The 21,900-nt window shown below is 72.8% G+C and carries 19 protein-coding genes and 1 riboswitch; of the genes, 12 read left to right on the forward strand and 7 right to left on the reverse strand.

Annotation, left to right across the window (positions count from 1 at the left end; translation table 11 throughout):
• Window positions 1-220: 220 nt before the first annotated feature.
• The gene (locus NMN56_RS36305) at window positions 221-964 is read right to left on the reverse strand and encodes a phosphatase PAP2 family protein (RefSeq protein WP_274045512.1); all 744 of its coding nucleotides are present in this window, start codon (window positions 962-964) and stop codon (window positions 221-223) included.
• 178 nt (window positions 965-1,142) lie between these two features.
• Between NMN56_RS36305 and NMN56_RS36310 the strand changes: the two genes are divergently transcribed.
• Entirely contained in the window at window positions 1,143-2,021 is an 879-nt protein-coding gene (locus NMN56_RS36310) for an amidohydrolase family protein (protein ID WP_274045510.1), read from the forward strand.
• A gap of 42 nt (window positions 2,022-2,063) precedes the next feature.
• Here the strand turns inward: NMN56_RS36310 and NMN56_RS36315 are convergent, their stop codons facing one another.
• Window positions 2,064-3,239 carry a cytochrome P450 gene (locus NMN56_RS36315; RefSeq protein ID WP_274045508.1) on the reverse strand — a complete coding sequence of 392 codons (1,176 nt, stop codon included), beginning with the start codon at window positions 3,237-3,239 and terminating at the stop codon, window positions 2,064-2,066.
• 102 nt (window positions 3,240-3,341) lie between these two features.
• Here NMN56_RS36315 and NMN56_RS36320 point away from each other — a divergent pair, with 102 nt between their 5' ends.
• From NMN56_RS36320 to NMN56_RS36365, 10 genes are all read left to right on the forward strand, one after another.
• Complete coding sequence (locus NMN56_RS36320; protein ID WP_274045507.1) at window positions 3,342-3,929, forward strand: NUDIX domain-containing protein; 588 nt, start codon at window positions 3,342-3,344, stop codon at window positions 3,927-3,929.
• Entirely contained in the window at window positions 3,926-5,608 is a 1,683-nt protein-coding gene (locus NMN56_RS36325; protein WP_274045505.1) for a prenyltransferase/squalene oxidase repeat-containing protein, read from the forward strand. The genes NMN56_RS36320 and NMN56_RS36325 overlap by 4 nt, the downstream gene beginning before the upstream one ends.
• Window positions 5,609-5,845: 237 nt before the next feature.
• Window positions 5,846-7,447: a cytochrome P450 gene (locus tag NMN56_RS36330; RefSeq protein WP_274045504.1), complete on the forward strand. Its 1,602-nt coding sequence runs from the start codon at window positions 5,846-5,848 to the stop codon at window positions 7,445-7,447.
• A gap of 24 nt (window positions 7,448-7,471) precedes the next feature.
• Window positions 7,472-7,741 carry an acyl carrier protein gene (locus NMN56_RS36335; RefSeq protein WP_274045503.1) on the forward strand — a complete coding sequence of 90 codons (270 nt, stop codon included), beginning with the start codon at window positions 7,472-7,474 and terminating at the stop codon, window positions 7,739-7,741.
• Window positions 7,738-9,018, forward strand: coding sequence for a beta-ketoacyl-[acyl-carrier-protein] synthase family protein (locus tag NMN56_RS36340; RefSeq protein ID WP_274045502.1), 1,281 nt, complete (start codon window positions 7,738-7,740; stop codon window positions 9,016-9,018). The genes NMN56_RS36335 and NMN56_RS36340 overlap by 4 nt, the downstream gene beginning before the upstream one ends.
• A 30-nt stretch (window positions 9,019-9,048) precedes the next feature.
• On the forward strand, window positions 9,049-10,347 hold the full coding sequence (locus NMN56_RS36345) for a wax ester/triacylglycerol synthase domain-containing protein (protein WP_274045501.1): 1,299 nt from the start codon (window positions 9,049-9,051) through the stop codon (window positions 10,345-10,347).
• Window positions 10,348-10,403: 56 nt separating this feature from the next.
• Window positions 10,404-11,618: a PP2C family protein-serine/threonine phosphatase gene (locus tag NMN56_RS36350; RefSeq protein WP_274045500.1), complete on the forward strand. Its 1,215-nt coding sequence runs from the start codon at window positions 10,404-10,406 to the stop codon at window positions 11,616-11,618.
• A gap of 185 nt (window positions 11,619-11,803) precedes the next feature.
• A riboswitch (cyclic di-AMP (ydaO/yuaA leader) is annotated at window positions 11,804-11,972 on the forward strand.
• Window positions 11,973-11,983: 11 nt separating this feature from the next.
• Complete coding sequence (locus NMN56_RS36355; RefSeq protein ID WP_274045499.1) at window positions 11,984-13,192, forward strand: peptidoglycan DD-metalloendopeptidase family protein; 1,209 nt, start codon at window positions 11,984-11,986, stop codon at window positions 13,190-13,192.
• 540 nt (window positions 13,193-13,732) lie between these two features.
• Window positions 13,733-14,680 (forward strand): aldo/keto reductase, encoded by a 948-nt coding sequence (locus tag NMN56_RS36360; RefSeq protein ID WP_274045682.1) that lies wholly within the window; start codon window positions 13,733-13,735, stop codon window positions 14,678-14,680.
• A gap of 229 nt (window positions 14,681-14,909) precedes the next feature.
• Entirely contained in the window at window positions 14,910-15,239 is a 330-nt protein-coding gene (locus tag NMN56_RS36365) for a hypothetical protein (RefSeq protein ID WP_280842860.1), read from the forward strand.
• Here the strand turns inward: NMN56_RS36365 and NMN56_RS36370 are convergent.
• The gene (locus NMN56_RS36370; protein WP_274045498.1) at window positions 15,199-15,645 is read right to left on the reverse strand and encodes a PPOX class F420-dependent oxidoreductase; all 447 of its coding nucleotides are present in this window, start codon (window positions 15,643-15,645) and stop codon (window positions 15,199-15,201) included. The genes NMN56_RS36365 and NMN56_RS36370 overlap by 41 nt on opposite strands.
• Before the next feature lie 253 nt (window positions 15,646-15,898).
• Here NMN56_RS36370 and NMN56_RS36375 point away from each other — a divergent pair, with 253 nt between their 5' ends.
• Entirely contained in the window at window positions 15,899-17,329 is a 1,431-nt protein-coding gene (locus NMN56_RS36375; RefSeq protein WP_274045497.1) for an SGNH/GDSL hydrolase family protein, read from the forward strand.
• On the opposite strand, the gene NMN56_RS36380 is transcribed toward NMN56_RS36375, so the two are convergent.
• The 4 genes from NMN56_RS36380 to NMN56_RS43140 all read right to left on the reverse strand — a co-directional run bounded on the left by NMN56_RS36380 (window position 17,321) and on the right by NMN56_RS43140 (window position 21,900).
• Window positions 17,321-17,992 carry a hypothetical protein gene (locus tag NMN56_RS36380; RefSeq protein ID WP_280842859.1) on the reverse strand — a complete coding sequence of 224 codons (672 nt, stop codon included), beginning with the start codon at window positions 17,990-17,992 and terminating at the stop codon, window positions 17,321-17,323. The genes NMN56_RS36375 and NMN56_RS36380 overlap by 9 nt on opposite strands.
• A gap of 414 nt (window positions 17,993-18,406) precedes the next feature.
• The gene (locus tag NMN56_RS36385; protein WP_274045681.1) at window positions 18,407-18,784 is read right to left on the reverse strand and encodes a very short patch repair endonuclease; all 378 of its coding nucleotides are present in this window, start codon (window positions 18,782-18,784) and stop codon (window positions 18,407-18,409) included.
• A 58-nt stretch (window positions 18,785-18,842) separates the two neighbouring features.
• Window positions 18,843-19,988 (reverse strand): DNA cytosine methyltransferase, encoded by a 1,146-nt coding sequence (locus NMN56_RS36390; RefSeq protein WP_274045494.1) that lies wholly within the window; start codon window positions 19,986-19,988, stop codon window positions 18,843-18,845.
• 46 nt (window positions 19,989-20,034) lie between these two features.
• On the reverse strand, window positions 20,035-21,900 hold the full coding sequence (locus tag NMN56_RS43140; protein ID WP_347178698.1) for a DNA cytosine methyltransferase: 1,866 nt from the start codon (window positions 21,898-21,900) through the stop codon (window positions 20,035-20,037).

Below are 21,900 nucleotides of genomic sequence, written 5' to 3' on the forward strand. Positions count from 1 at the left end.
TCCACCCACCCGACACCCCTGCCCAGGGCGCTGCGCTCAGCAACGAACGAGCCCGGAGCGGGGCCGCAGCGCCCGTACGCGCTTCACCGCCGTACGCGTCTTACGTATCCCCGTGGTTCACGGTCGTGCCCGTCCCAGGTGCCCGGGTTTCACCGCCGTACGCGCCCCACGTACACCCGCGGTCGAGGCCCGTACGCGCCCTACGTCCACCTACGTCCGACTACGCCCGCCTACGCCCCCGGAGCAGTACGTCCGCCATGGTCACGGCCAGCATCACGGTGGCGCCCAGTGCCAGTCCGGCGAGCGCGTCGGTGGCCCAGTGCACGCCGAGGTAGACGCGGCTCGCGCCCACGAGCGCCGACAGCGCGAGTGCGCCCGCCCACAGCGCAAGCCGGGCCGCGCGCGAGGCGAGCCTGGCGCTGAAGACGTACGCGAGCATCAGCAGCACCGCCGTGGCGATGACGGTGTGCCGCGAGGGGAAGCACCAGCCGTCCTCCGGGATGGCCCAGAACAGGGCGGGCGGGCGTGCCCTGTCGGTGGTCTCCTTGGCGAGGGTGGCGACGGCGACGGACAGCGCCCCGGTACCGCCGACCAGCAGCAGGGGCCGCCAGGACCGCCGGCGCAGGCTCACGAAAGCGGCGCCCAGCGCCGTCACGATCAGCAGCGGGTACTTGGAGGCGTGCGTCACCACGGTCATCGGCCCGTCCAGCAGCGCAACCCGGTGCGCAACGGCCTCGCTGAGGACGGGCCTGTCGATGAACCCCGCGTTCCGCGCCAGCACCAGACCCGCGAACAAGGCGAACACCGCGAGGCTCGCGAACAGCGCGAGGCCCAGCGTCACCGGGCGCGGAGCCTGGCGCGGGTGGGCACGCGCCGAGGCGGGCGCGGGTGCGGTCCCGGGCGTGGACCCGGGTGTCGTCGCGGTCGCGGGTGCCGGGTCCAGCGGTGCGGGGTCGGTGGCCATGTGGACTCCTTCGACCTGGTGCGGCCGGTACGGCCGGTGCGGCGGGCGCTGGGCCGTCCTCGCCAGTACAGGCCACCTGGCCGCGCGGGGCGATCCGGGCGGCCCGCTTCCTCGCCCATCCGGGTACCGGAGCGGGGGCCCGAACACGTGTCCCGGGCGGCTGCATAGGGTGCGGGGCATGGCAGCTGACGAGGGCACGCGGGTCGCGGAGTTCCGGGGGCGGGTGGGGCTGCCGCGGCTGATCGACGTGCACACGCACTTCATGCCGCAGCGCGTACTGGCCAAGGTGTGGGCGTACTTCGAGGCGGCGGGCCCGCTCGTGGGCCGGCACTGGCCGATCGCGTACAAGGAGGACGAGTCGCGCCGCTTGGAGACGCTGCGCGGCTTCGGCGTGCGCGCGTTCACCTCGATGCTGTACCCGCACAAGCCCGGCATGGCGCGCTGGCTGAACGACTGGGCCGCCGACTTCGCCGCACGGACGCCCGACTGCCTGCACACGGCGACGTTCTACGCGGAGCCGAGCGCACCCGACGATGTGCGGCGGGCGCTGGCGCAGGGGGCACAGGTGTTCAAGTGCCACCTCCAGGTCGGCGGCTACGACCCCAACGACCCGCTGCTGGACGGCGTGTGGGGCCTGCTCGCCGAGCGCGGGGTCCCCGTGGTGACCCACTGCGGCTCGGGCCCCGTGCCGGGCCCGTACACGGGCCCTGGCCCCACGGGCGCGCTGCTCGCGCGCCACCCGCGGCTGCGGCTGGTGGTGGCGCACCTGGGCATGCCGGAGTACGCGGAGTTCCTGGCGCTGGCCGAGCGCTACGACGGGGTGCTGCTGGACACCACCATGGCGTTCACGGAGTTCGTGGAGAGCGCGGCGCCGTTCCCGCCCGGGCAACTGCCCCGGCTGGCCGACCTCGGCGACCGGATCGTGCTGGGCACCGACTTCCCCAACATCCCCTACTCCTACGCCGACGCGCTCGAAGGTCTGGAACGTACGGGCCTGGGCACCGCCTGGCTCCGCGCGGTCTGCCACGACAACGCGGCCCGGCTGTTCGCCGTGTGACGTGTCCAGCGCGGGCCCGTCGCCTCGGACAAGGAGCGTCGCTCAGGAGTGGAGCGTCGCGGGCAGCGGCCCGTCCGGGCGCAGCGTCGCGGCGAACACGGGTGCGGGGTGCGGGGTCGTGAAGTGCGGTACGTGGTGCGGCAGCAGGGCTTCCAGCAGGGTCTGCATCTCCCGCATCGAGAAGTGCTGCCCCAGGCACGCGCGTGCCCCGACGCCGAAGGGGTGGAAGGTGCCGGGGCGCGGCTTCTCCGCGAACCGGCGCGGGTCGAAGGACGTGGGTGCGGGCCACAGCGCGGGGTCGCGGTGCGTCAGATACGGGCAGACGAGAACGCGCGTGCCTTCCCCCACCCGCTGCCCGCCCAACTCCGTGGTGGCGAGCGCATAGCGGGGGATGAGCCAGATCGAGGGATAGAGCCGCAGCGCCTCGCTGATGAGGGCCTGATGCCCGGACGGTCCCTCGCGCAGCGCCCACTCGCGCCAGCCCGGGTTGCGGTCCAGCAGGAGCTGGAGCCAGGTGAGCGTGGTGGCGGTCGTCTCGTGCCCCGCGACGACGAGGGTCACCAGCTCGTCCCGGATCAGCTGGTCGGGGTAGTCCAGCAACTCGTGCAGGATTCCCGTCTTGGCCGCCGGAGCAGCCTGCCTGGCCTGCGCGATCGCGCGGTAGGCGGCGGCGTCCACGCGGGCCAGCTCCGGTGCCAGATCCTCGGACTCGGCGGCCCCCGAGGAGGCGGTGGTGGGAAGCGCGGCCACGACGGTGTCCACGGCGGCCAGTTCGCCCGCCGTACGCGCGTCCAGCGGGGAGCCGGTGAGCAGCCGCCAGATCGTGTCCAGCGCGAAGTACCGCATGTCCTCGCCCACGTCGGTCGGCACGCGCTCGGCCGCGCACGCGTCCCAGTGGCGTGCGATGTGCTGCGCCGCCGCACTGATGTGCTGCTCGTAGCGGCGCACGCCGACGGTCGTGAAGTGGGCCTGGAGTGCGCGCCGTTGTCGCTTCCACGGCTCGCCCGTCGCGGTGATGAGCCCCTCGCCGAGCAGGGCACGGGCGCGGTGCGAGCGCTTGGTGTAGAGCGCGGCGTCGTGGACGAGGACCCGCAGCACGTCCTCGGCTCCCGTGACGAGCACGGCGTCCTGCGTGCCGGAGGAGCCCAGAGAAAGAGGGCTGACGGGGCCGCGTTGCCAGGCCGCGTACAGGTGATCGATCAGCGCTGTCTTTGACATAACCCTGCGCATCTTATTCGATGCGGAGCGTGTCCAGGTGCGCGAACCGTTGGGCGCGGCCGTCCGGAGTGCCGTCAACTGGCGTGAGAAGAGGGGGCGTTGGTGCCGGAACTGGTGGACTACGTCGATGCGGCCGACCGGCACGTGCGCACGGGCCCGCGCGGCGGCGCACACACCGAGGGTCTCCTCTACCGTGTCGCCGCCACCCTGCTCACCGACCCGTACGGCCGCGTGCTGGTCTACCGCCGCCCCGAGGACAGCTCCGTACTCCCGGGCCACCACGACGTCCTGGTCGGCGGCTCCGTACGCGCCGGCGAGACCCCCGCACAGGCCGCGGCCCGCGAGCTGGCGGAGGAGTTCGGGCCGGGGGCGGCCGAGTGCGGGCAGCGGGCGGAGGACGGCGGCCGGCCGCATGTGATGTGGCGGGAGCGCGTCGAAGGGCCGGCCGGGCCGTGCTGGCTGACGGTGCACCACGCACGCGTGACGGAGGACGCGCTGCGCCCTGATCCGGAGGAGATCGCCTGGCACGGTTTCCTGCCCCCCGAACAGTTGCTGGACGGCGCGCACCCGCGGCCGTTCAACCGCGTCGGCCTGCGCGCGCTGCGCCGCCTCGCCGACGCACCACAGAACCCACTGGCCCGCCAAGTGAACGCGCTGACCACCTGGGACGGACACAAGAGGCATACATGATCACAGCCGGACTCACCTCGGACCCACACCCCGCGGACTCCCCCCACTTGGACGCTCCCTCCCCGGACGCCCTTTCCCCGGACGGCTCCTCCCCGGTGTCAGCGGCGACCCCAACGACCCCGGCACAACGGGCCTCCCCGGCGCCCGAACCCCCCGTCTCCGGGCGGCTGCTGGAGGCCCGGGACCGGCTCGCTCGCCGTGTTCTCGCGCGGGTGGGCGCCGACGGGCTGCTGGACGCGCCCTGCGAGAGCCGCGTACTGGAGTCCGCGCTGCTGCTGCGCCTGGTCATCGGGCTCACCCCGACCGACCCGGCGCGCGACCGGCTGACGCACCACCTCAAGCACGCTCTCGACACCGCGCCCCCGGACCCGATCCAGCGTGCCGTGGCCAGGGCCGTACTGGGCGAGGTCGTCACCGGCGACGCGGAGACCGAGCGCGCGCTCTCCCGCTTCGCGCACTTCACGGTGGACCGTAAGCGCACGATGTTCCAGACCCTGCTCGCACACCTGGGCGCCGCACCCTGGCCCCCCGTTCCCCTGGACGCTTACGAGGCCCGGGGCCAACAGTCCTGGCTCGCCCTGGAGATGGCCGCGCTGAAGATCCTCGCCGTGCAGGGTACGGGCCGCGCCGACGCGCTCACCCCGCACGACTGGGCAGCGCTCGCACCCGCACTGCGCACGGGTCCCGCCTGGGAGGCCAACAACCTCGCACGCCTGCTCGGCCTGCTCGCGCTGAGCACCGACCCCGTACGGCACCCGGAGGTCGCAGCCGCCGTCACGCGAACGGCCCGTGAGCTGCGGCCCGACGGCGGGCTGCCGTTCATCACCGGCATGGACGTCTTCGCCACGGCCACCGGCGGCCTCGCGCTGACGGCCGCCGGATACGGCGCGCATCCCGCCGTGGCGCGCATGGTGCACGGGCTCGCGGCGCAGCAGCACAAGGACGGCGGCTTCGGCTTCACCCGCGGGGTACGCCAGAGCGACGCCGACGACACGGCGTACACCGTGGAGTTCCTGCGCGCCATGGCGCCCGTACGGCACGCGGCCGTCATCGAGGCGGCCGAGGACTACCTGACGGGGCTCGCCAACGACGACGGCGGCATCCCCACCTTCGCGCGCGGCGTCGACTCCGAGGCCGCCATGACGGCGGGCGCCGTCAACGCGCTGGCGCCGAGCGCCCGTTGCCGGGAAGCGGTCGAGGCAGCGGCGCGCTTCCTCACCGGAGAGGCCGCCGCCGCCGCTCTGCACGAACGCAGTTGGAGCCGTAACGTCACCAACGCCGTGCACCGCACCGTCCTCGCGTGCGACTCCCTCACCTCCCTCGCCCCGGGCCCCGTGCTCCGCGAACGCCTCGCCGCGCTCCGTACCCGGCTGCTCGCGCACCTGCTGGAACACCGGCTGCCCGACGGCGGCTGGGGCCACGAGGACACGGGCCCCAGCGACCCCATCAGCACCGCCTACGCCACCGTCGCGCTCGCGCGCGCCCCGGGGCATACCGCCGAACTCGGCGCAGCCGTCGACTACCTCGCCGACCGCCAGCGTCCCGACGGTGGCTTCGACTCCGTCCCCGACCAGGCGGGCCCGCGTCCCCTCCTCTACGACGCCCCCGCACTGGCCGACAACTGCGTCCTCCTGGCCTGGGGCCATGCCCTGCGCCGCCCCACGACCCCACGCCGATAGTCCGCACCCACCCCGAACTCCCGTGCCCCCGAAGCCCGTCCGGCGCCACGTCGCCGCACGCGCGGTGCCGCCCCGTGCGGTTGCCGCCCCGCGCGGTGCTGCCCCAAGGACCGTCACTGCGCCGTCCCCGTGTCGGTCCGCTCACCACTCCCGCGAGTGAAGCTCTTCACTCTTCCGAAGGGCAGGGCGCGGAAGGGCGGTTGGCGGGAGGGGGGTCTTTGCTGTGATGGCCCGGTTATGCCCCTTGTTCCCGCGCCTGCCCCGGGCGGGCTCCCCCTCCTCGGACATGCGCCGCAGATGCTGCGGCGACGGCTCGCCTTTCTGGAGTCCCTGCGCGAGCTGGGCCCCGCCGCCACCATCCGGCTCGGTCGCGGCACGGTCACCGTGCTCAACGACCACCGGCTGGTGCGCGACGTCCTGTCCGCGCGTGCGGGGGACTTCGGCCTCAGTCCGCACTTCCGCGTGATGAAACGGATCATCGGCAACGGCCTGCTGGCCACCGACGGTTCCTTCCACAGACGGCAGCGCAAGCTGTTGATGCCCGCGCTGCGGCAGTCCCGTATGCGCGCGTACGCCGAGATCATGTCGGACCTCGCCCAACGGCACCTCGACGGGCTGCGCGGCACGGCGCAACCCGTTGACGTCGACCGGATATTGATGGCGCTCGCCACGGAGACGGTCACGCGCTGTCTGTTCTCCACGGGCGTCGCCCAGCACCAGGTCGACAGGGTCGCGGAAGCGGTGCCCGTCCTCATGGAGTGGGCGGGCAGCAGGGGCATGGACCCCACAGGGCTGCTCGCGAAGCTCCCCACGCCCCTCAACCGCCGCTTCCGCGACGGCATGTCGGCGCTCGACACCCTCGTCGGCGGTCTGATCGCGGAACGGTGCGCGGGCAACGGCCGCGTGCGGACGGACGAGGACCGCGAGGCCGGCGAGGACAGCGGGGTCGGTGAGGACAGCAAGGACCGGAATGACGACGGCGTCCGCGACGGGCGCGGGGACCGTGACGAGGTCGGTGATCCCGAGGGGCGCGGTGTCTCAGATGCCGCCGCCGGTGTCACCGGTCCCGCCGGCACCGAAGGACGCGTCGAGCAGGGCGACCTGCTCGACGCCATGCTCCGGGCCACCGACGCCGCGACGGGCGAGCGGATGCCCGAGCGGCAGGTGCACGACGAGGCGATGTCGTTCCTGATCGCCAGTACCGAGTCCGTCTCCCGCACCCTCACCTGGGCACTCCACCTGCTCGCCCGTGATCCGGACGTACGCGCGAAGCTGCACGCCGAGGTGGACGCGGTGCTCGCGGGGCGCACGGCCCGCTGGGAGGACATTCCGCGGCTCCCGTACACCCGGCACGTGCTCAGCGAGGTGCTGCGGCTGTATCCGCCGGGCTACCTCATTTCGCGTACGGCGGCGCGCGACACCGTCGTACGGGCCGAGGGCGCGGGCGAACTGCCGCTCGCGGAGGGCGCGATGGTGATGTTCTCGTACTACGCGCTCCAGCGTGACCCCCGGCTCTTCCCCGAGCCCGGCGCCTTCAGGCCCGAGCGCTGGGAGAGCGGGGAGGCGGCGTGCCCAGGAGGGGCGGCGCGGCAGGCGTTCCTGCCGTTCGGGCTCGGACCGCACGGCTGTCTCGGCGAGGGCTTCGCCTGGACCGAGATGACGCTCGTGCTCGCCTCCCTCGCCGCGCGCTGGGAGCTGCGCGCTGTGGGCGAGGAGCCGCCGCGCGCGGTCGCCGCCTTCTCGTTGAGCTTCGACGACGCCCGGATGACGGCCGTGCCCCGTGTGCCGGGCCCGCGCGGCGAAGCGCCCCGGTGTCCGACCGCGGCGCCACACCCATAACCCCCACCCCCACAGGGAAGTGACATGACCGTCGAGGAACTCAAAAGCGTGCTGGTGTCCATGGGAGTGGACGGAGAGCTCGTCACTCCGGACGCCGTACGGGAGGAGGTGGACCTGGACTCGCTGGGCCTGGCGGAGCTGGCGCTCGTCATGAACCGCGAGAAGGGCATCCCCGTCACCGAGGACGAGCTGTCCTCCACCGTCACCGTCGCCGACATCGCCGCGCTCCTCACGGACGCGGCGGAGCGCACGGGCGTGCACACAGGTGTGCACACGGCGGGCGGTACCGCGTGAGGGGCGAGGACAGGCGGGGCGGTGCCGCGCACGCGGTCGGCATCACCGGTATGGGCCTGTTCACCCCGGCGGGCGACGGTACGGAGGCGACCTGGTCGCGGGTGTGCGAGGGCACGCCGACCGCGGTGTTCGCCGAGGGTTTCGGGCCTGAAGGCCGGTCACCGGTGTCACCGCATCCGCACATCGGCTGCCCCGCACCCGGCTTCGACCCCGCACGGCTGGGCGCCGCACGCCCGCGAAGGCCGGACCGTACCGTGCAGCTCGCGCTGCTCGCGGCGGCCGAGGCGGTGCACGACGCGGGGTGGGCGGACCCGGCGCTGCCCGAGCCGCCCGACTGGGGCGGGGCGCGGGTCGCGGTCGTCATGGGCTGCGGCGCCTCGGGCGCGCACACGCAGGAGACCGAGTGGCGCGCGCTCGCCGAGCGGGGGCCGACCGGGATGTCGCCGTACGCGGTGCCGAGTTCGCTGGGCAACTCTGCTGCGGCGCAGCTCTCCCTCGCGCTGGGCGCCGAGGGCACCTGCTTCACCGTCAACACCGCCTGTGCGGCCGGGGCCACGGCGGTGGGCACCGCCATGGACCTGCTGGCGCTCGGCCGCTGCGACATCGCCGTCGCCGGCGGCGCCGACGCGGGGCTCACACCGTTCTACGTCGCGGGCTTCGACCGGATCAGGGCGCTGTCCCGGCGGTACGCCGAACCGGCAGCCGCCTCACGCCCGTTCGACGCCGACCGCGACGGCTTCGTCATCGGCGAGGGCGCCGGAGTGCTCGTCCTGGAGCGGCTGGCCGACGCGAGGGCACGCGGCGCACGCGTGCACGCCCGGCTGGTGGGGTACGGCGCGGCGGGCGACGCACACCACCCGGTCAAGCCACGGCAGGACGGTGCGGGGATCGCGGCTGCCGTGCGTGAGGCGCTCCTCCAGGTGGGCGCGGGGCCCGACGAGGTCGGCCATGTGAACGCGCACGCCACCGGCACCCCGCTCGGCGACAGCGTGGAGGCGGGCGCACTGGCCAGGCTGCTGCCGCACGGCCCTCCGGTCTCCTCGACCAAGGGCGTCACCGGGCATCTGCTCGGCGCCGCGGGAGCGGTGGAGGCGGCGCTCGCCGCGCTCGCGGTCGCGCGGGCCACGGTGCCGCCGAACGCCAACCTCACCGAGCCTTCACCGGAGTTCGACCTGCGGCTGCCGACCCGCGCGCTCGACCACAAGACCGGCCTCGCGCTGTCCGTCTCGGCGGGCTTCGGCGGCCACAACGCCGCGCTCGCCCTCGCCCCCGCCTGAGCCCCACCGCCTCCGCGAGAACGGACAGTCATGCCCGAAGCCCTGCGGCCTCTGCGGCCCGCAGCCTCACTGACCGCACCGCGGCCCCTGTCGGTACGGGACCGGCTCATTCTCGACATCGCGCGCCGCGGCCCCGACAGCTCGCTCCATCTGGGTGGGCTGCTGCTCTTCGACGGGCCGGCGCCGACAACGGACGAGCTGGCCGCGCACCTGGCATCCCGGGTGCTGGCGGCGCCCGAGCTGACCTACCGGCTCGCGGCCGACGACCGGCTGCCCGCCTGGGCACCCGATCCGGCCTTCGACGTGAGCCGCCACATCCACCGGGTCACCGTCCCCGGCAGCGTGCCGCGCATGCCGGACGCGACGCTGCGCGCCGTGCTCGACCAGCCGCTCGACAGGGACAGACCGCTGTGGGGCATCTGGCTCGTGCAGGGCGAGGGTGACGGGTTCGCGCTCTGTTACCGCGCCCATCACGCGTTCCAGGACGGGCGCGCGGCTGCCGAGACGCTCGGATGCCTCTTCGGCCCTCCCGCCCAGCAGCGGGGCGCGCCCAAGGCGGCCCAGCTCGTCCCCGCCGCCACCCGCGGCGACTGGGGGCTGACGGTGCTCAAGGACCTGCTGCCGCCCGTACGTCCCGCCGCGCGCTGGCCCGCGCTCTCGGCCGCCACCGGCGCGGGGCGTACGGGCGTCACGGCGAGCTGCGACCTCGCCCCGCTGCACGCGATCTCCCGTACGACGCGGGCCACCGTCACCCAGATCTGCCTGGCAGCCGTCACGGGCGCGCTGCGTGCCTGGCACCCGGAGACCTGGGCCGCCGCGCCGGGGCGCAGCCTGCGTGCCACGTTCGCGATCAGCCTCCGTACGGCCGACGATCCGCTGCGGCTGCTCGGCAACCACGGCGGGGTGGCGACCGTGCCGCTGCCGTGCGGGGAACCCTCGCCGCTGCGGCACCTCAGCCTGCTCCAGCGCGAGGTGACCCAGCCGCGGCTCGCGGCGCTGGGGCGGCGCCACCGGGTGCTCTTCGACCGGCTGCCGTACTGGTGCGGGCGGCTCGGCCTCAACCGGGGCATCGACCCGCGCTATGTGCCGCTCACGCTCGCCGACGTGCGCACCCGTTCGCGGCTCAGCTGGGCGGGGCAGGCGCCGGTCGCGCTCTTCCCCGTACCGGTCTCGGTGCCGGGCCAGCCGCTCTTCGTCGCCTGGACCACCTTCGGCGGACGGCTGCATGTGACGTTCGTCGGCGACGCGGCCGTGCCGGGCCTTGAGGGGCTGCCCGCGCTGTGGCGCTCGGGCCTGGCGGCCCTGGGGGAGAGGGCACGCGAAGGATGACGCGCCGGGGGTGAGCCCGACTGGCCGTGCTGCCCCGCACACGTCAGATTGGGACAGTGCGGGAGAAAACAGGTGACAACGGCAACCCCCTCAGAAGGCACTCCGGCAAGCATGTCGTGGCGCCCACGGGCGTACTGGGCGGCAGGCGGGGACGGTATGTGCGGCTGGTCCCCGCCGCGCTGATCGTCCTCGGGACCCTCATCGAACTGACGGCGGCCGGCGATGTCACCGTCTCGGCCCTCTTCGCCGCCGCGCCCGTCGTGGCCGCCGCGCTCCAGTCGGCCCGCGCCACCCTGATCACCGGCATCCTCGCGACCTGTGCGATCGCGGCGCTGTCCCGCTTCTACGAGGGCATGGCCGGGCTGGAGTCCGAGGCCAGGGTGCTGACCGTGGTGACCGTCTCCGTGATCGCGATGGGCGTCAACGCCATCCTGCGCCGCAGCGTCACGGAGCTGGCCTCCGTCCGCACCGTCGCCGAGGCCGTCCAGCTCGCGGTGCTGCCGGGCCCGCCTACCCGTATCGGTGACCTCGCGGTGGCCACGCACTACCGCGCCGCGCAGGCCGACGCCCGTATCGGCGGAGACTTCTACGCCGTCGAAGAGACCCCGCACGGCCTCCGGCTCCTCCTCGGCGATGTGCGCGGCAAGGGGCTCGGCGCCGTCAGGGCCGTCGTCATCGTGGTCGGTGCCTTCCGCGAGGCCGCCGAACAGGAGGCCACGCTCGCCGGGGTGGCCGCACGGCTCGACAAGGCGCTCCAGCGCGAGGGCAAAAGGCAGCGCGGCGCCGCCGAGTCCGAGGGGTTCACCACCGCCGTGCTCGTGGAGATCCCCGACGCCACGCAACCACCCGACCCGGGCGACGGCTCACGCACCCTGCGCCTGGTCAACCGGGGCCATCCCGGGCCGATCCTGCTCGACGACGGCCAGGTATCCGTCCTGGAGGCGGCCGTACCCGCACTGCCGTTGGGCATGACCGAACTGGGCGTATGGCCCGACCGCACCGAGGAGTTCCGCTTCCCGCCCGGCGCCTTTCTTCTCCTCTACACCGACGGCCTGTCCGAGGCACGCGACGAGGAAGGCGCCTTCTACGAGCCGCACGCCCGGCTGGCAGGCCGCCATTTCCCGGGCCCCGACCGGCTGTTGGGCATGCTCGTCGAGGATGTCGCCGCCCATACGGGAGGCACGGCCGAGGACGACATGGCGCTGCTCGCGCTCGCCCACGGAAGCGATTCCTCCGTCACGGTACGGAGCGGTAAGGGCCAACCCGGGTGACCGGGCATCCCAATTGACCCGCCATCAACCGAAAAGCGTTGGCCAGTGTGACTACAAATTAGCGGGAACAGCTTGGAATCACGGGCGCGCTTCTATTAACGTCCGATAACGCAGCGCGGTCGTCACTGTCGTCACGAGAGACGGCACCGTGCGCCGTCGCCGAATCCCGTACGTACGGCACCACGAGCCACAACTCGCCGGAGCCGCACCGTGGGAACCGGGGAACCACCCCTTCTCGTCACGCCATGACGGGAAGGACGGGGTGAATCGGGCAGCCTCGCGAGAGGACGCCGGTAGGAGACCTTCCTGCTCCGAACCCGTCAGCTAACCCGGTAGGCGAGAGGAAGGAAAGGAGAACGCCACCCGTGGCGTCCACGTCGAAGCGGCATGCCCCCGAGGTCACGTACGACCCGTACTACGACGATGACGGGTCGGCGCCGTACGACGCCTACGGCCCCTATGACGCGTACGGCCCAGGCGACACCCACGGTCCCGGTGAGGCGTACGGGCCCCGCGGCGGATTCGCCTCCAGTGGCGCGTACGGCCCCGAAGACTCCTACGGCGACGCGCCGTTCGAGGAGTGGAACCCCACGGAGGAGTCCCTTCGCCCCGTACGCGGCAAGCACCGCGTGGGCAAGCAGCGCTCCGGCGGTATGGCCCGCAGCGGCGCCGTGCTCGGCGTCGGCATGATCGCCGCGGTCGGCGCGGGCGGCATGGCGACGGCCAAGGACAAGGACCCGGCGGCGATCACCATGCCCGATCTGGCCTCGGCTGCCGGAGCGGTCAAGGAGATACCCAAGCACCTCCCCGACGCCGACCAGCTCCCCGGCGTCGGCGACCTCATGTCCGGCGACGACACCGACTCGGGATCCGTGGCATCGACCGCGGCCCAGGCACCCCTCACCCAGGCCGGGCTCTCCCAGGACGAGGCGGCCGAGGGCACGACCGACGCGGGCGAGGCACTGCGCGCCCGCATCCTGGCGCAGGCCGAGCAGCAGCAGACCGAGGCCGACGCGACGGCCCGTCAGCAGGCGGCACAGGAAGCAGCCCAGGAGGCGGCGGCCGAGGCCAAGAAGTCGGCTGCGGCCGAGGAGAAGGCCGAAGAGGCACGCAAGAAGCGGATCGCCGAGGAGAAGAAGCGCAAGGCCGAGGCCGAGCGCCTCGCCAAGCTCGCCCGCCAGTGGACGGCGCCCCTCGCCTCCTACCAGCTCAGCGCCGGATACGGCCAGGCGGGCGGCATGTGGCAGAGCGACCACACGGGCCAGGACTTCGCCGCCCCCAACGGCACTCCGGTCAAGGCCATCCACAGCGGCACCATCAAGGAAGCCGGCTGGGCCGGTTCGTACGGCTACCGCGTCGTCCTTGAACTGGACGACGGCACCGAGCTGTGGTTCTGCCACCTCTCCTCGATGACCAAGTCAGCGGGCGACAAGGTCCGTACGGGCGATGTCATCGCCCGCGTCGGTTCCACGGGCAACTCCTCGGGCCCCCACCTCCACGTGGAGGTAAGGCCCGGCGGCGGCGACCCCGTCGACCCGCTGCCGTGGCTGCGCGGCAAGGGCGTCGACGTCTGAGCCGTCCCCGGCCGTCCGGGACGCGCCGCTCCTACTGGGCGACACGTCACGGACGGACCGGCCCCCGGCCCGTCCGGCCCCCGGCCCGTCCGGCCTCGTCGTCGGGCGCGCGCACCGGACGGGAGACAGGCGGCACCGGACCCCGCACCGCGCCGCACGGCACACAGCACCCGGCAACGAACGCGGACCGGGCGGGGCAACCGGGGCACATGTCCCGGTGCTCGCCCGCATGGCCCGCATGGCCCGTATAGCCCACATGGACCCACCCCCCACACCCCGCGCCGCCGCCTCGGACACCGCTGAGGCGCACGTGCCGCACAGGCGGCAGCCCCTCGGCACGCACCACAGGAGGGGACGAGGCGGCGGCGGAGGGGAACAACAGCCCCGGCGGCCCCGGTGAACACCCCCCGACACCGGGGCCGCCGGTCAGCGCGCGTCACGCGGTGCGCGCGGGGCCCGCGTTACGGTCGCGACATGTCCGAGAACGCTAAGAAAACCGGGAGCACAGCGCCCCAGGCGAACAGCGGAAGCGCCCCGCGACTGAGCGCCGACAGGAAGATCGGCGAGCTGTCCGTCTCGCCGCTCTCGCTCGGCGGCAACGTCTTCGGCTGGACCGCCGACCAGGCCACGTCCTTCGCCGTCCTCGACGCCTACACGGAGGGCGGCGGCAACTTCGTCGACACCGCCGATGTCTACTCGGCCTGGGTGGAGGGCAATTCGGGCGGCGAGTCCGAGACCGTCATCGGCGAGTGGTTCGCGGCGCGCGGCCCCGCGGTACGCGACAAGGTCGTCCTCGCCACCAAGACCGGTGCGCACCCCGACCACAAGGGCCTCGCGCCGGCCACCCTCAGGGCCGCGCTGGAGGACTCGCTGCGCCGCCTGCGCACCGACCACATCGACCTCTTCTACACCCACTACGACGACGAGACGGTCGAGGTCTCGGAGATCATCAGCACCCTCGACAGCTTTGTGAAGGAGGGCAAGGTCCGCGAGATCGGCGCCTCCAACGTCTCTCCCGCACGCCTCGAAGAGTTCCTCACCTTCAGCGACACGGCAGATCTCGCCCGCTACGTCGCGCTCCAGCCGCACTACAACCTCGTCTCGCGCGACACCTACGAGGGCGAGCTGGCCGCCGTCGCACAGCGCGCCTCCCTGGCCGTCGTGCCGTACTACGCGCTCGCCTCCGGCTTCCTCACCGGCAAGTACCGCCCCGGCCAAGAGGTCCCCGAGAGCGCGCGCTCCGGCAAGGCGGCGCAGCTCCTCGCCACCGACAAGGGCCAGCGCGTTCTCGCTGCGCTGACCACCGTCGCCTCGGCCCACCAGGCATCCGAGGCAACCATCGCCCTCGCCTGGCTCGCCGCCCAGCCCACCGTCACAGCCCCCATCGCCAGCGCCCGCACCCTGGACCAACTCCCCCCACTCATGGCCGTAGGCACCACCACCCTCGCCCCCGACGAACTACGCCTCCTCACAGACGCCTCAGCGTGAGGCCCTGGCGGGCCCGGGTTGCGCGTGGGCCGGGCCCCGGGCCGGGGCGCGCGTGGAGCGGGGCCGGGCGCCGAGGGCCTACGGCCCGGTCGCCTCTCGGGACGGGAGCGGTCGTCCCCCGCCTGTCTGTTGCCTGTCCTCGCCTGTTTCTTCGTCCGTCCCCCGCCTGACGGCGGAACAGCGCAGGCGCCGCCGCCCACCTTGACGCCGAGGCGGCGACACTCTGCGGGTGAACGCCCGCCTCGGCGGGCCGCTTTCGGCCTCGGGGGCCCAGCACCGGCACCGGCCGACGGCGTTGCGTACGGGCGGACGCGAGGCCCCTGCTGGGGTCGGCACCGGCACCGGCACCGGCACAGGCACCGGCATCGGCGGCAAGTGTCACGTACACGTGGGCGCCCGGCCCGGTGCCGACGGGGCCCGCAGCGGACAGCACGTCGGCGTCGGCATCAGTGACGGCATCGGCGACGGAACCGGCGTCGGCATCGGCACCGGCGTAGGCGCAAGCGCGAGCGGCAGCGTCACCCGCGGCGGGGCTGACCGTAGGCGCGTTCGACGTTGAGCCGTACCACCTGCCGCCCGTCGGCGACCATCGCTGCGCGGTACTCGTCCCAGTCCGGGTGCTCGCCCTGGATCGCGCGGAAGACCTCGATCAGTTCCTCCACCGTCGCGTCGTGCGGCTCCCGCGCGACCGGCGTCAGCTCAGCCGTCCCCTCCGCGACCGTCCATGCCCACCCGTCGTCGCTGGTCACATGGAAACTCGCGCGCGGATCGCGGGCCAGATTGCGGGACTTGGCGCGGTCCTCCGTGATGGAGACGCGGAGCAGCCTGGTCGCGGGGTCGTAGGTGTGGTTGACGTTCGAGAGCTGGGGCCTGCCGTTCGCACGGATCGTGGCGAGCACACCTCTGTCGTGCTCGGACAGCAGCGCGAGTAGAGCTTCTTCTGTCTCCTGGGCTGTGCTGGTCATGGTGGCCTCTTCCTGAACGCTCGTCCGGATTGCCAGTCTGGCTCGTCTTACTCGCCTGGCTCGTCTTGCCCGTCGTCTCTGTCGTGCTTCGTCGTGTTCGGCCGGCACGGGGCCGACCCGAGGTGAAGGGGTGGGGGTGCCCCCACCCCGAACCCGGTGGGCAGCGTCAATGATTCCCGACCCCGCCGGGCGATGGAATGACCTTGTACACGCAGATCAACTGACGCGCTCGGAGAGGAACTTGTACATGGTCATGTCGAGAAGCAGATGGAGCAGGCTGGTCATCGGCGTACTGGGCGTCGGCTCGGTCGTCACCCTCACGGCGACGGGCACGGCACAGGGCACGGGGCCCGTCGAGCCGCGCGGAAGCGCGGGACCGCCGGGCAAGGTGAGCAACGCGGCGTCGGCGGCGTACGGCGCGGCACCGGGCAACTCCGCCTCGGGGAGCGGTGACGCGAGCGGGAAGAAGGGCGGGAAGAAGGGGGCTGAGGCGCAGAGGGTCGGGTCCGCCTGGACGAGCACGTGGGGTGCGGCGCCCCAGCGGCCCACTCCGGGAACGGAGGACACGGGCCCCAACTGGTCCGTACGCGGCTTCGACCGCCACTCCGTACGCCAGGTGGTCCGCGTGACGACGGGCGGCACGTCTCTGCGTATCCGCCTCACCAACCGTTACGGTGCCAAGCCCCTCCGCATCGAGGGCGCCTCCGTCGCCCGTACGGCGAAGGGTGCGGCCACGAGACCGGGCACCGCGCGTCCCCTCCGGTTCGACGGCCGTGCCTCCACCGTCCTGGCCCCGGGCGCCGAACGAGCCAGCGACGCGACCGCGTTGAAGACCCGGCCCGGCGAACGCCTCACCCTCACCCTCCGCACCGGCGCCCACACGGGCCCCGCCACCTTCCACCGCTTCACCACGGGCACCGCGTACCGGGCCAAGGGCGACCACGTAGGGGATACGTCCGGCGCGGCGTACAGCGCGCGTACCGCGTCCTGGTACTACCTGGCCGGCGCCGACGTACGAGGCAAGGGCAGCGCCGGGGCCTCCGTCGCGATCGCCGGTGACTCCCTCATCGACGGCGTCGGTGCCACCCCGGGGCGCGACACCCGCCTCTCGGACGCCCTCGCCCGCCGCCTCGCCGCACGTTCGGACCGCCCCCTCGGCGTCCACAACGCGGGCATCGCTGGCAACAAGCTCCTCAACAGCGCCGCCTGTTACGGCGACCCCGGCGTCGACCGCCTCGCGCACGACGCCCTCGCCCGCCCCGGCGTCCGTACGGTCCTCGTCCACCTTGGGGCCAACGACATCGGAGCCCCCCACTCCGGCGACCCCTGCGCCCAGCCGGCCCCCGAGGTCACCGCTGCCCAACTCATCGCGGGGCACAAGCGTGTGATCCGCGCAGCGCACGCCCGTGGCATCAAGACCGTAGGCGCCACCGTCCTGCCCCTGAAGGGCTCCCGCTTCCCCTTCTGGACGGAGCGCGGCGAACGCGTACGGCACGCCGTCAACCACTGGATACGCACCAGCGGCGCCTACGACGCGGTCCTCGACGTCGACCGTGTCCTACGCGACAAGACCGGCCCCGACCCCGACAAGCCCGACCCCACCCTCGTCATCGACGACGGCGTCCACCCGAACGACAAGGGGTACGCGGCACTCGCCGACGCCGTGGACCTCACCTCACTCTGACCCGTAAGCCCCGACCCCGGCCCTCTCCACCACCCACCCTTCCTCAAGGAACGCGGCCGTGCCCCGCGCCCGCAGGGCCCCGTCGCCCGAGGCGAGCCGCACCCAACTCGCCGCGTCAGGGCCCAACATGCCCCGCAGCGTCGCCGACTCCCGCAACAGTTCCCGCAACAGCGCGGGCTGCGGGCCCGCCGCACGCGGCTGTCCCACATACGGGGGCCGGGCGAGGACCCCGCGCACAGTGGCGTACACATGGACGCCACCGTCCAGCGCCGCGGGCAACGCGTCCGGCCCCTCACTCACAGGGAAGGCCCCTGGATCGAGCAGCACTCGCTCATAGTTGCGCCGCTCGCTCTCGTCCAGGACGGCGAGCTGCTCCGCGTCCAGCCATGTGAGCACGACCGAACTCACCGCGCCGGGCAGCGCATACGGCGCCGCCGGCACATACCCCGCACCGCTGATGTGCGCCGAAACCCCCACCCCGAGCCCCCCGACCCGCACCGGCATCATCGGCACGACCCCCGAAACCCCGCGCCGCGCGAACTTGTACCGCAACTGCGCCGGCGCCCCGTTCGACCCCACCCCCAACACCGCGACCCGCTCCCCAAGCGGCGCGACCCCCGCCTCCTCCAGCACCCGCCCCACATCCAAGGGCCACGTCCGCACCCCTTCCTCCCCCAGCACCACCCCCCCCGCCACCACCCCCCCCCGCAAAACCCACCCCACCCCCAACCGCCCCCGCCCCCACACGTCTCCACCCATGCCAACCTCCACACCCGGGCACCCCTCAGTCATGCCCGCCCACTGGTTCGGCCTCCCAGGGAACACCCACCGGACGGCACTTCCCCTACCGCAACGCAGGGGACGTGCCGGCGCCGCGAGTAGGCGGCTCAGCTCCCGTAGGCCGGCCGACATGGCTGAAGGAGCGACCAAGCGGGTGGTAGTGGCTGGAGCGATTTTCGACGCCGGCGTCCACCTGAACGACAAGGCGTATGCGGCTCTCGCCGACGCCGTCGACCTCGCCTCACCCTGACCCCGAAGCCCACCGGGCCGGCCCTGCCACCGCCCACACGACACGGGTCAGCAGACGACGCCCGTCACGGCGCCACGTACCCGTACGGCGATCTCGTCGGGCGCCTCGTGTTCCCAGAACCGGAGAACCGTCCAGCCGAGCGATTCCAGGTGGGCGGTCGTCTCCAGGTCACGCGCGACGTTCTTGTCGAGCTTGGTACGCCACCAGGCCGCATTTGCCTTGGGACTTGTGGCGTGGGTGGGGCAGCCGTGCCAGAAGCAGCCGTCGATGAACACGGCGATCTTCGGTCCCGGGAAGGTGATGTCGATCGTCCGGCGTGCCATGCCGGGTACGCGTCGTTGGAGGCGGTAGCGGAGCCCCGCCGCGTGGAGAAGGCGCCGCACGGCCAGCTCGGGAGCCGTGTCCCGGCGGCCCTGACGGCTCATGCGAGCGGAGACCGTGGGGGAGGAGGGAGACGGCGGCGGAGTACGTTCGGACACGGTTTCAGTGTGCTGCACAGAGTGCGTCGGACGCGCGTTCGGTGTCGGAAGCTGCGACCTTCCGATCCGGCCTCGGACACCACTCGGAGAGTCGGCGCCACACGCTCTCGGTCGGTGCGTCGAGTCCGAGCGCGGCACTGAGCACGTGCACCGCGAGGCGAGGCGGGACGGCGTTGCCGATCTGCTGGGACACGTCGCCACCCCTCCACGGGTACCGGGCGGGGAAGGTCTGGAGCTGTCCCGCTTCGGACAGCTCGAACCGTGGCAGCTCACACTCCCGGGCGTCGTCGGTGACGATGCGGTTCCGGGAGATCTTCCCCGTGACCGTCGCGGACGGCTGACAGGAACGGCGCCTGCCGCGCGCCTTGGGGTCTCCGCCGGTGCCGTAGTTGGAGACGACCTGGAAAGGCGGGCGACGAGGGCTCAGCACGTCCTCCATGGCCACCCAGGGTTCGAGGAACAGATCGCCCGCGGGACGGGGGACCCCCTTGCGGTACCGATGGTGCGTCGGGGAGGGAAGGGCGGCGTGCGCTCCGCCGAAGCGAGCGATCAGCACAGCTCGTCGACGTGTCTGCGGCACACCGAACTCCTCGGTGCGCAGGATGTCGTGGTCCACGGAGTATCCCTCGGCGGAGAGCGCCTCCCCGAACGCCTCCCAGACGGGCAGCACAGCGGGAACCTGCTCCAGCACGATCGCGTGGTACGGACGCGACTTGGGATCGTCGATGGCGTCGAGCGCCCAGCGCAGGGGTTCCAGTACGAGCCCGGTGCGCTCGTCATCCATTTTGACCAGGTCCGCGTCGATGTCGGCACGCTTTTCCCGCTTGACCAGGCGCTTCACGAACTCCAGCACATCGTCCAGGGCACGCCGTCCCGCACCACCTCCCGCCACGGTGAACGTCTGACACGGCGGGCCCCCGACCAGGACGTTCCGCTCGTGGAACTTCGAAGGGCCGTACTCGCGCACGTCGGCCTCGATGGTCTTGAGGCCGGCCGCTCGGCGGGTCGCACACGCTCCCGCGTCCCATTCGATGCCGATCGAGTCGACACCCAGGACGTCCGCCGCCACGTCCATGCCGCCCGGTCCGGCGAAAAGGTCCACGATGCGCAATTTTGCAGGTGGGGACTGGTGGGGCAGTGCGGCGGTCATGATGAGTGAGTCTATAGGCGTTACCGTCCGTCGTGGCCCGCCTCGGCTATCCGGCGTGCAGTGCGGCGCCGACGGCTCGGCCGAGCGCTTCCCCCACCGGGGGCGGCGAGGCGTGTCCCACCTGGCGGTACCGGGCTGTCTTGCGGCCGGCGAAGTGCCAGTCCTTGGGAAAGCCCTGGAGGCAAGCCGCCTGCTCCACCGTGAGTGCCACCATGCCGGCCCTTCCGAGTTGCGGATCCCAGTGGAAGTCGGCTCCGGGGACGTCGTCCGCCACCGTGCCACCGTCCACGCCCATCCGCGCCCAAGTGCTCTTCGTGCCGGTCGGACCGAGGTCCGGGCCGCCGCGCTCCCACGAGCCGCCCACCAGTGTCGGAGCCACGCGGTCGGCCTGGAGGGCCCAGCGGTCGGCGTCCGCCCAGCCGCGCGCCGCCATGGAGGCGCCGAGAGCCTGGCCGACCGTCGGGGGAGTCTCCGACGGCGCCGGTGCGCGGAACGTTGTCGTCACGTCGCCGCTCATGGCTACGAGAACGCCTTGTTTCCTGTCCTGGGGCACTCCGTGCTCCACCGCGTTGAGCACGAACCAGTCGAGACGGTAGCCAAGAGGGGTCAGCCGTTCGGTGACGTACTCCCGAACCGACTCGTACACCTCGCTCGTCACCAGATCCGGCACGTTTTCGAGCAACAGTGCTCGGGGTCTCAGGGCCCGTGCGAGGTCGATCGTGGCTCGGAGGACCGTCAGCTCGTAGCTGTTGCCTCGTTCCCGATTGACGGCCGCCGCGGCCTTGAGGCGGGGAAGACCCGCGGAGATCAGGTCGAGACCGTGGAGATCATGGCCCAGCCGGTGTGTGGTCGGGTCGAGGTCGAGCAGGTCGATCTCGTGCACGTTCCAGTCGGGACGGTTCGCGCACAGGGTCTGACAGGCGACAGGACGGTTGTCGACCAGGAGCACCGGGTCGAACCCGGCGTTCTCCAGCCCGAGCGCCAGCCCGCCGGCCCCGGCGCAGACCTCAAGGGACCTGAGGCGTGTCCGACCGTGCCCGGAGGGCATCGGCTGCTGGGGAACGGGAGTTGCCGGCGTGCGGGCCCGCGGCTGCTGCGGAACGGGCCCGCCCTCGGTGACCCGTTCCCCGGAGACGCTGCCTGCTTGTGGCGCCGCCTTGTCGGCACGAAGAGCAGCGACGGACTCCGCGGCCACGATCTTCAGCTCGGCGTCCAACTCCGCGTCGTCGAGGGCCTCGAAGAGGACGAACGGGGCGATGCGGAGGAGCCGTTTGAGGAAGTCACGCAGAACATCCCGTTCGTTCAGGTTGTCGAGAAGGAGCGTGTCCCAGACACGGAGAATGCCGCGCACGAGGTGCGGGCTCCCTCCCAGCGCCTTACGGCGGGCGTAGATCTGGTCGAAGGCGGCCTCGCCGAGGATCTCCAGGGCCGCGTAGGGGTGCGGTGATCCGGGATCGTGGATGAGTTGCGCACGCCACCACAGCCGGCCGAAGACGTGACGGGTGATGTCGCTCGCCAGGATGCGGTCGCGGGGAGGACGGGGGTAGCGCCAATGGGCCACGTCGGGGAGCACGACCAGGGCCAGGAAGGCCCACATGTCGCCGGACGCGGCTTCGGCAGGGACGAGGTTCATCTCCGCGTGCAACATCGCGGCGATGTCGAGGTCGAACCTGGCGCGCGCCGAGCGCGTCGACTCCTCGGGGAAGCCGGCGGCCCGCGCGTGCACGAGGACGCGTTCACGCAGGGTTCGCAGGTCTCCCTCGCCGGCCCGGTCACCTCCCGTGGCGACGTAGACGGCCGAGTCGTGGCGTGTGCCGGTGCGCCGGGCGAGTTCCGCCAGAGGTAGCTCCTTGTACTCCTGGTACAGCGGTCTGGCCTGCCCGGCGAGGAGACGGGGGTACAGCAGGGCCAT

It is taken from the genome of Streptomyces iconiensis, assembly GCF_028657195.3.
Lineage (GTDB): Bacteria > Actinomycetota > Actinomycetes > Streptomycetales > Streptomycetaceae > Streptomyces > Streptomyces iconiensis.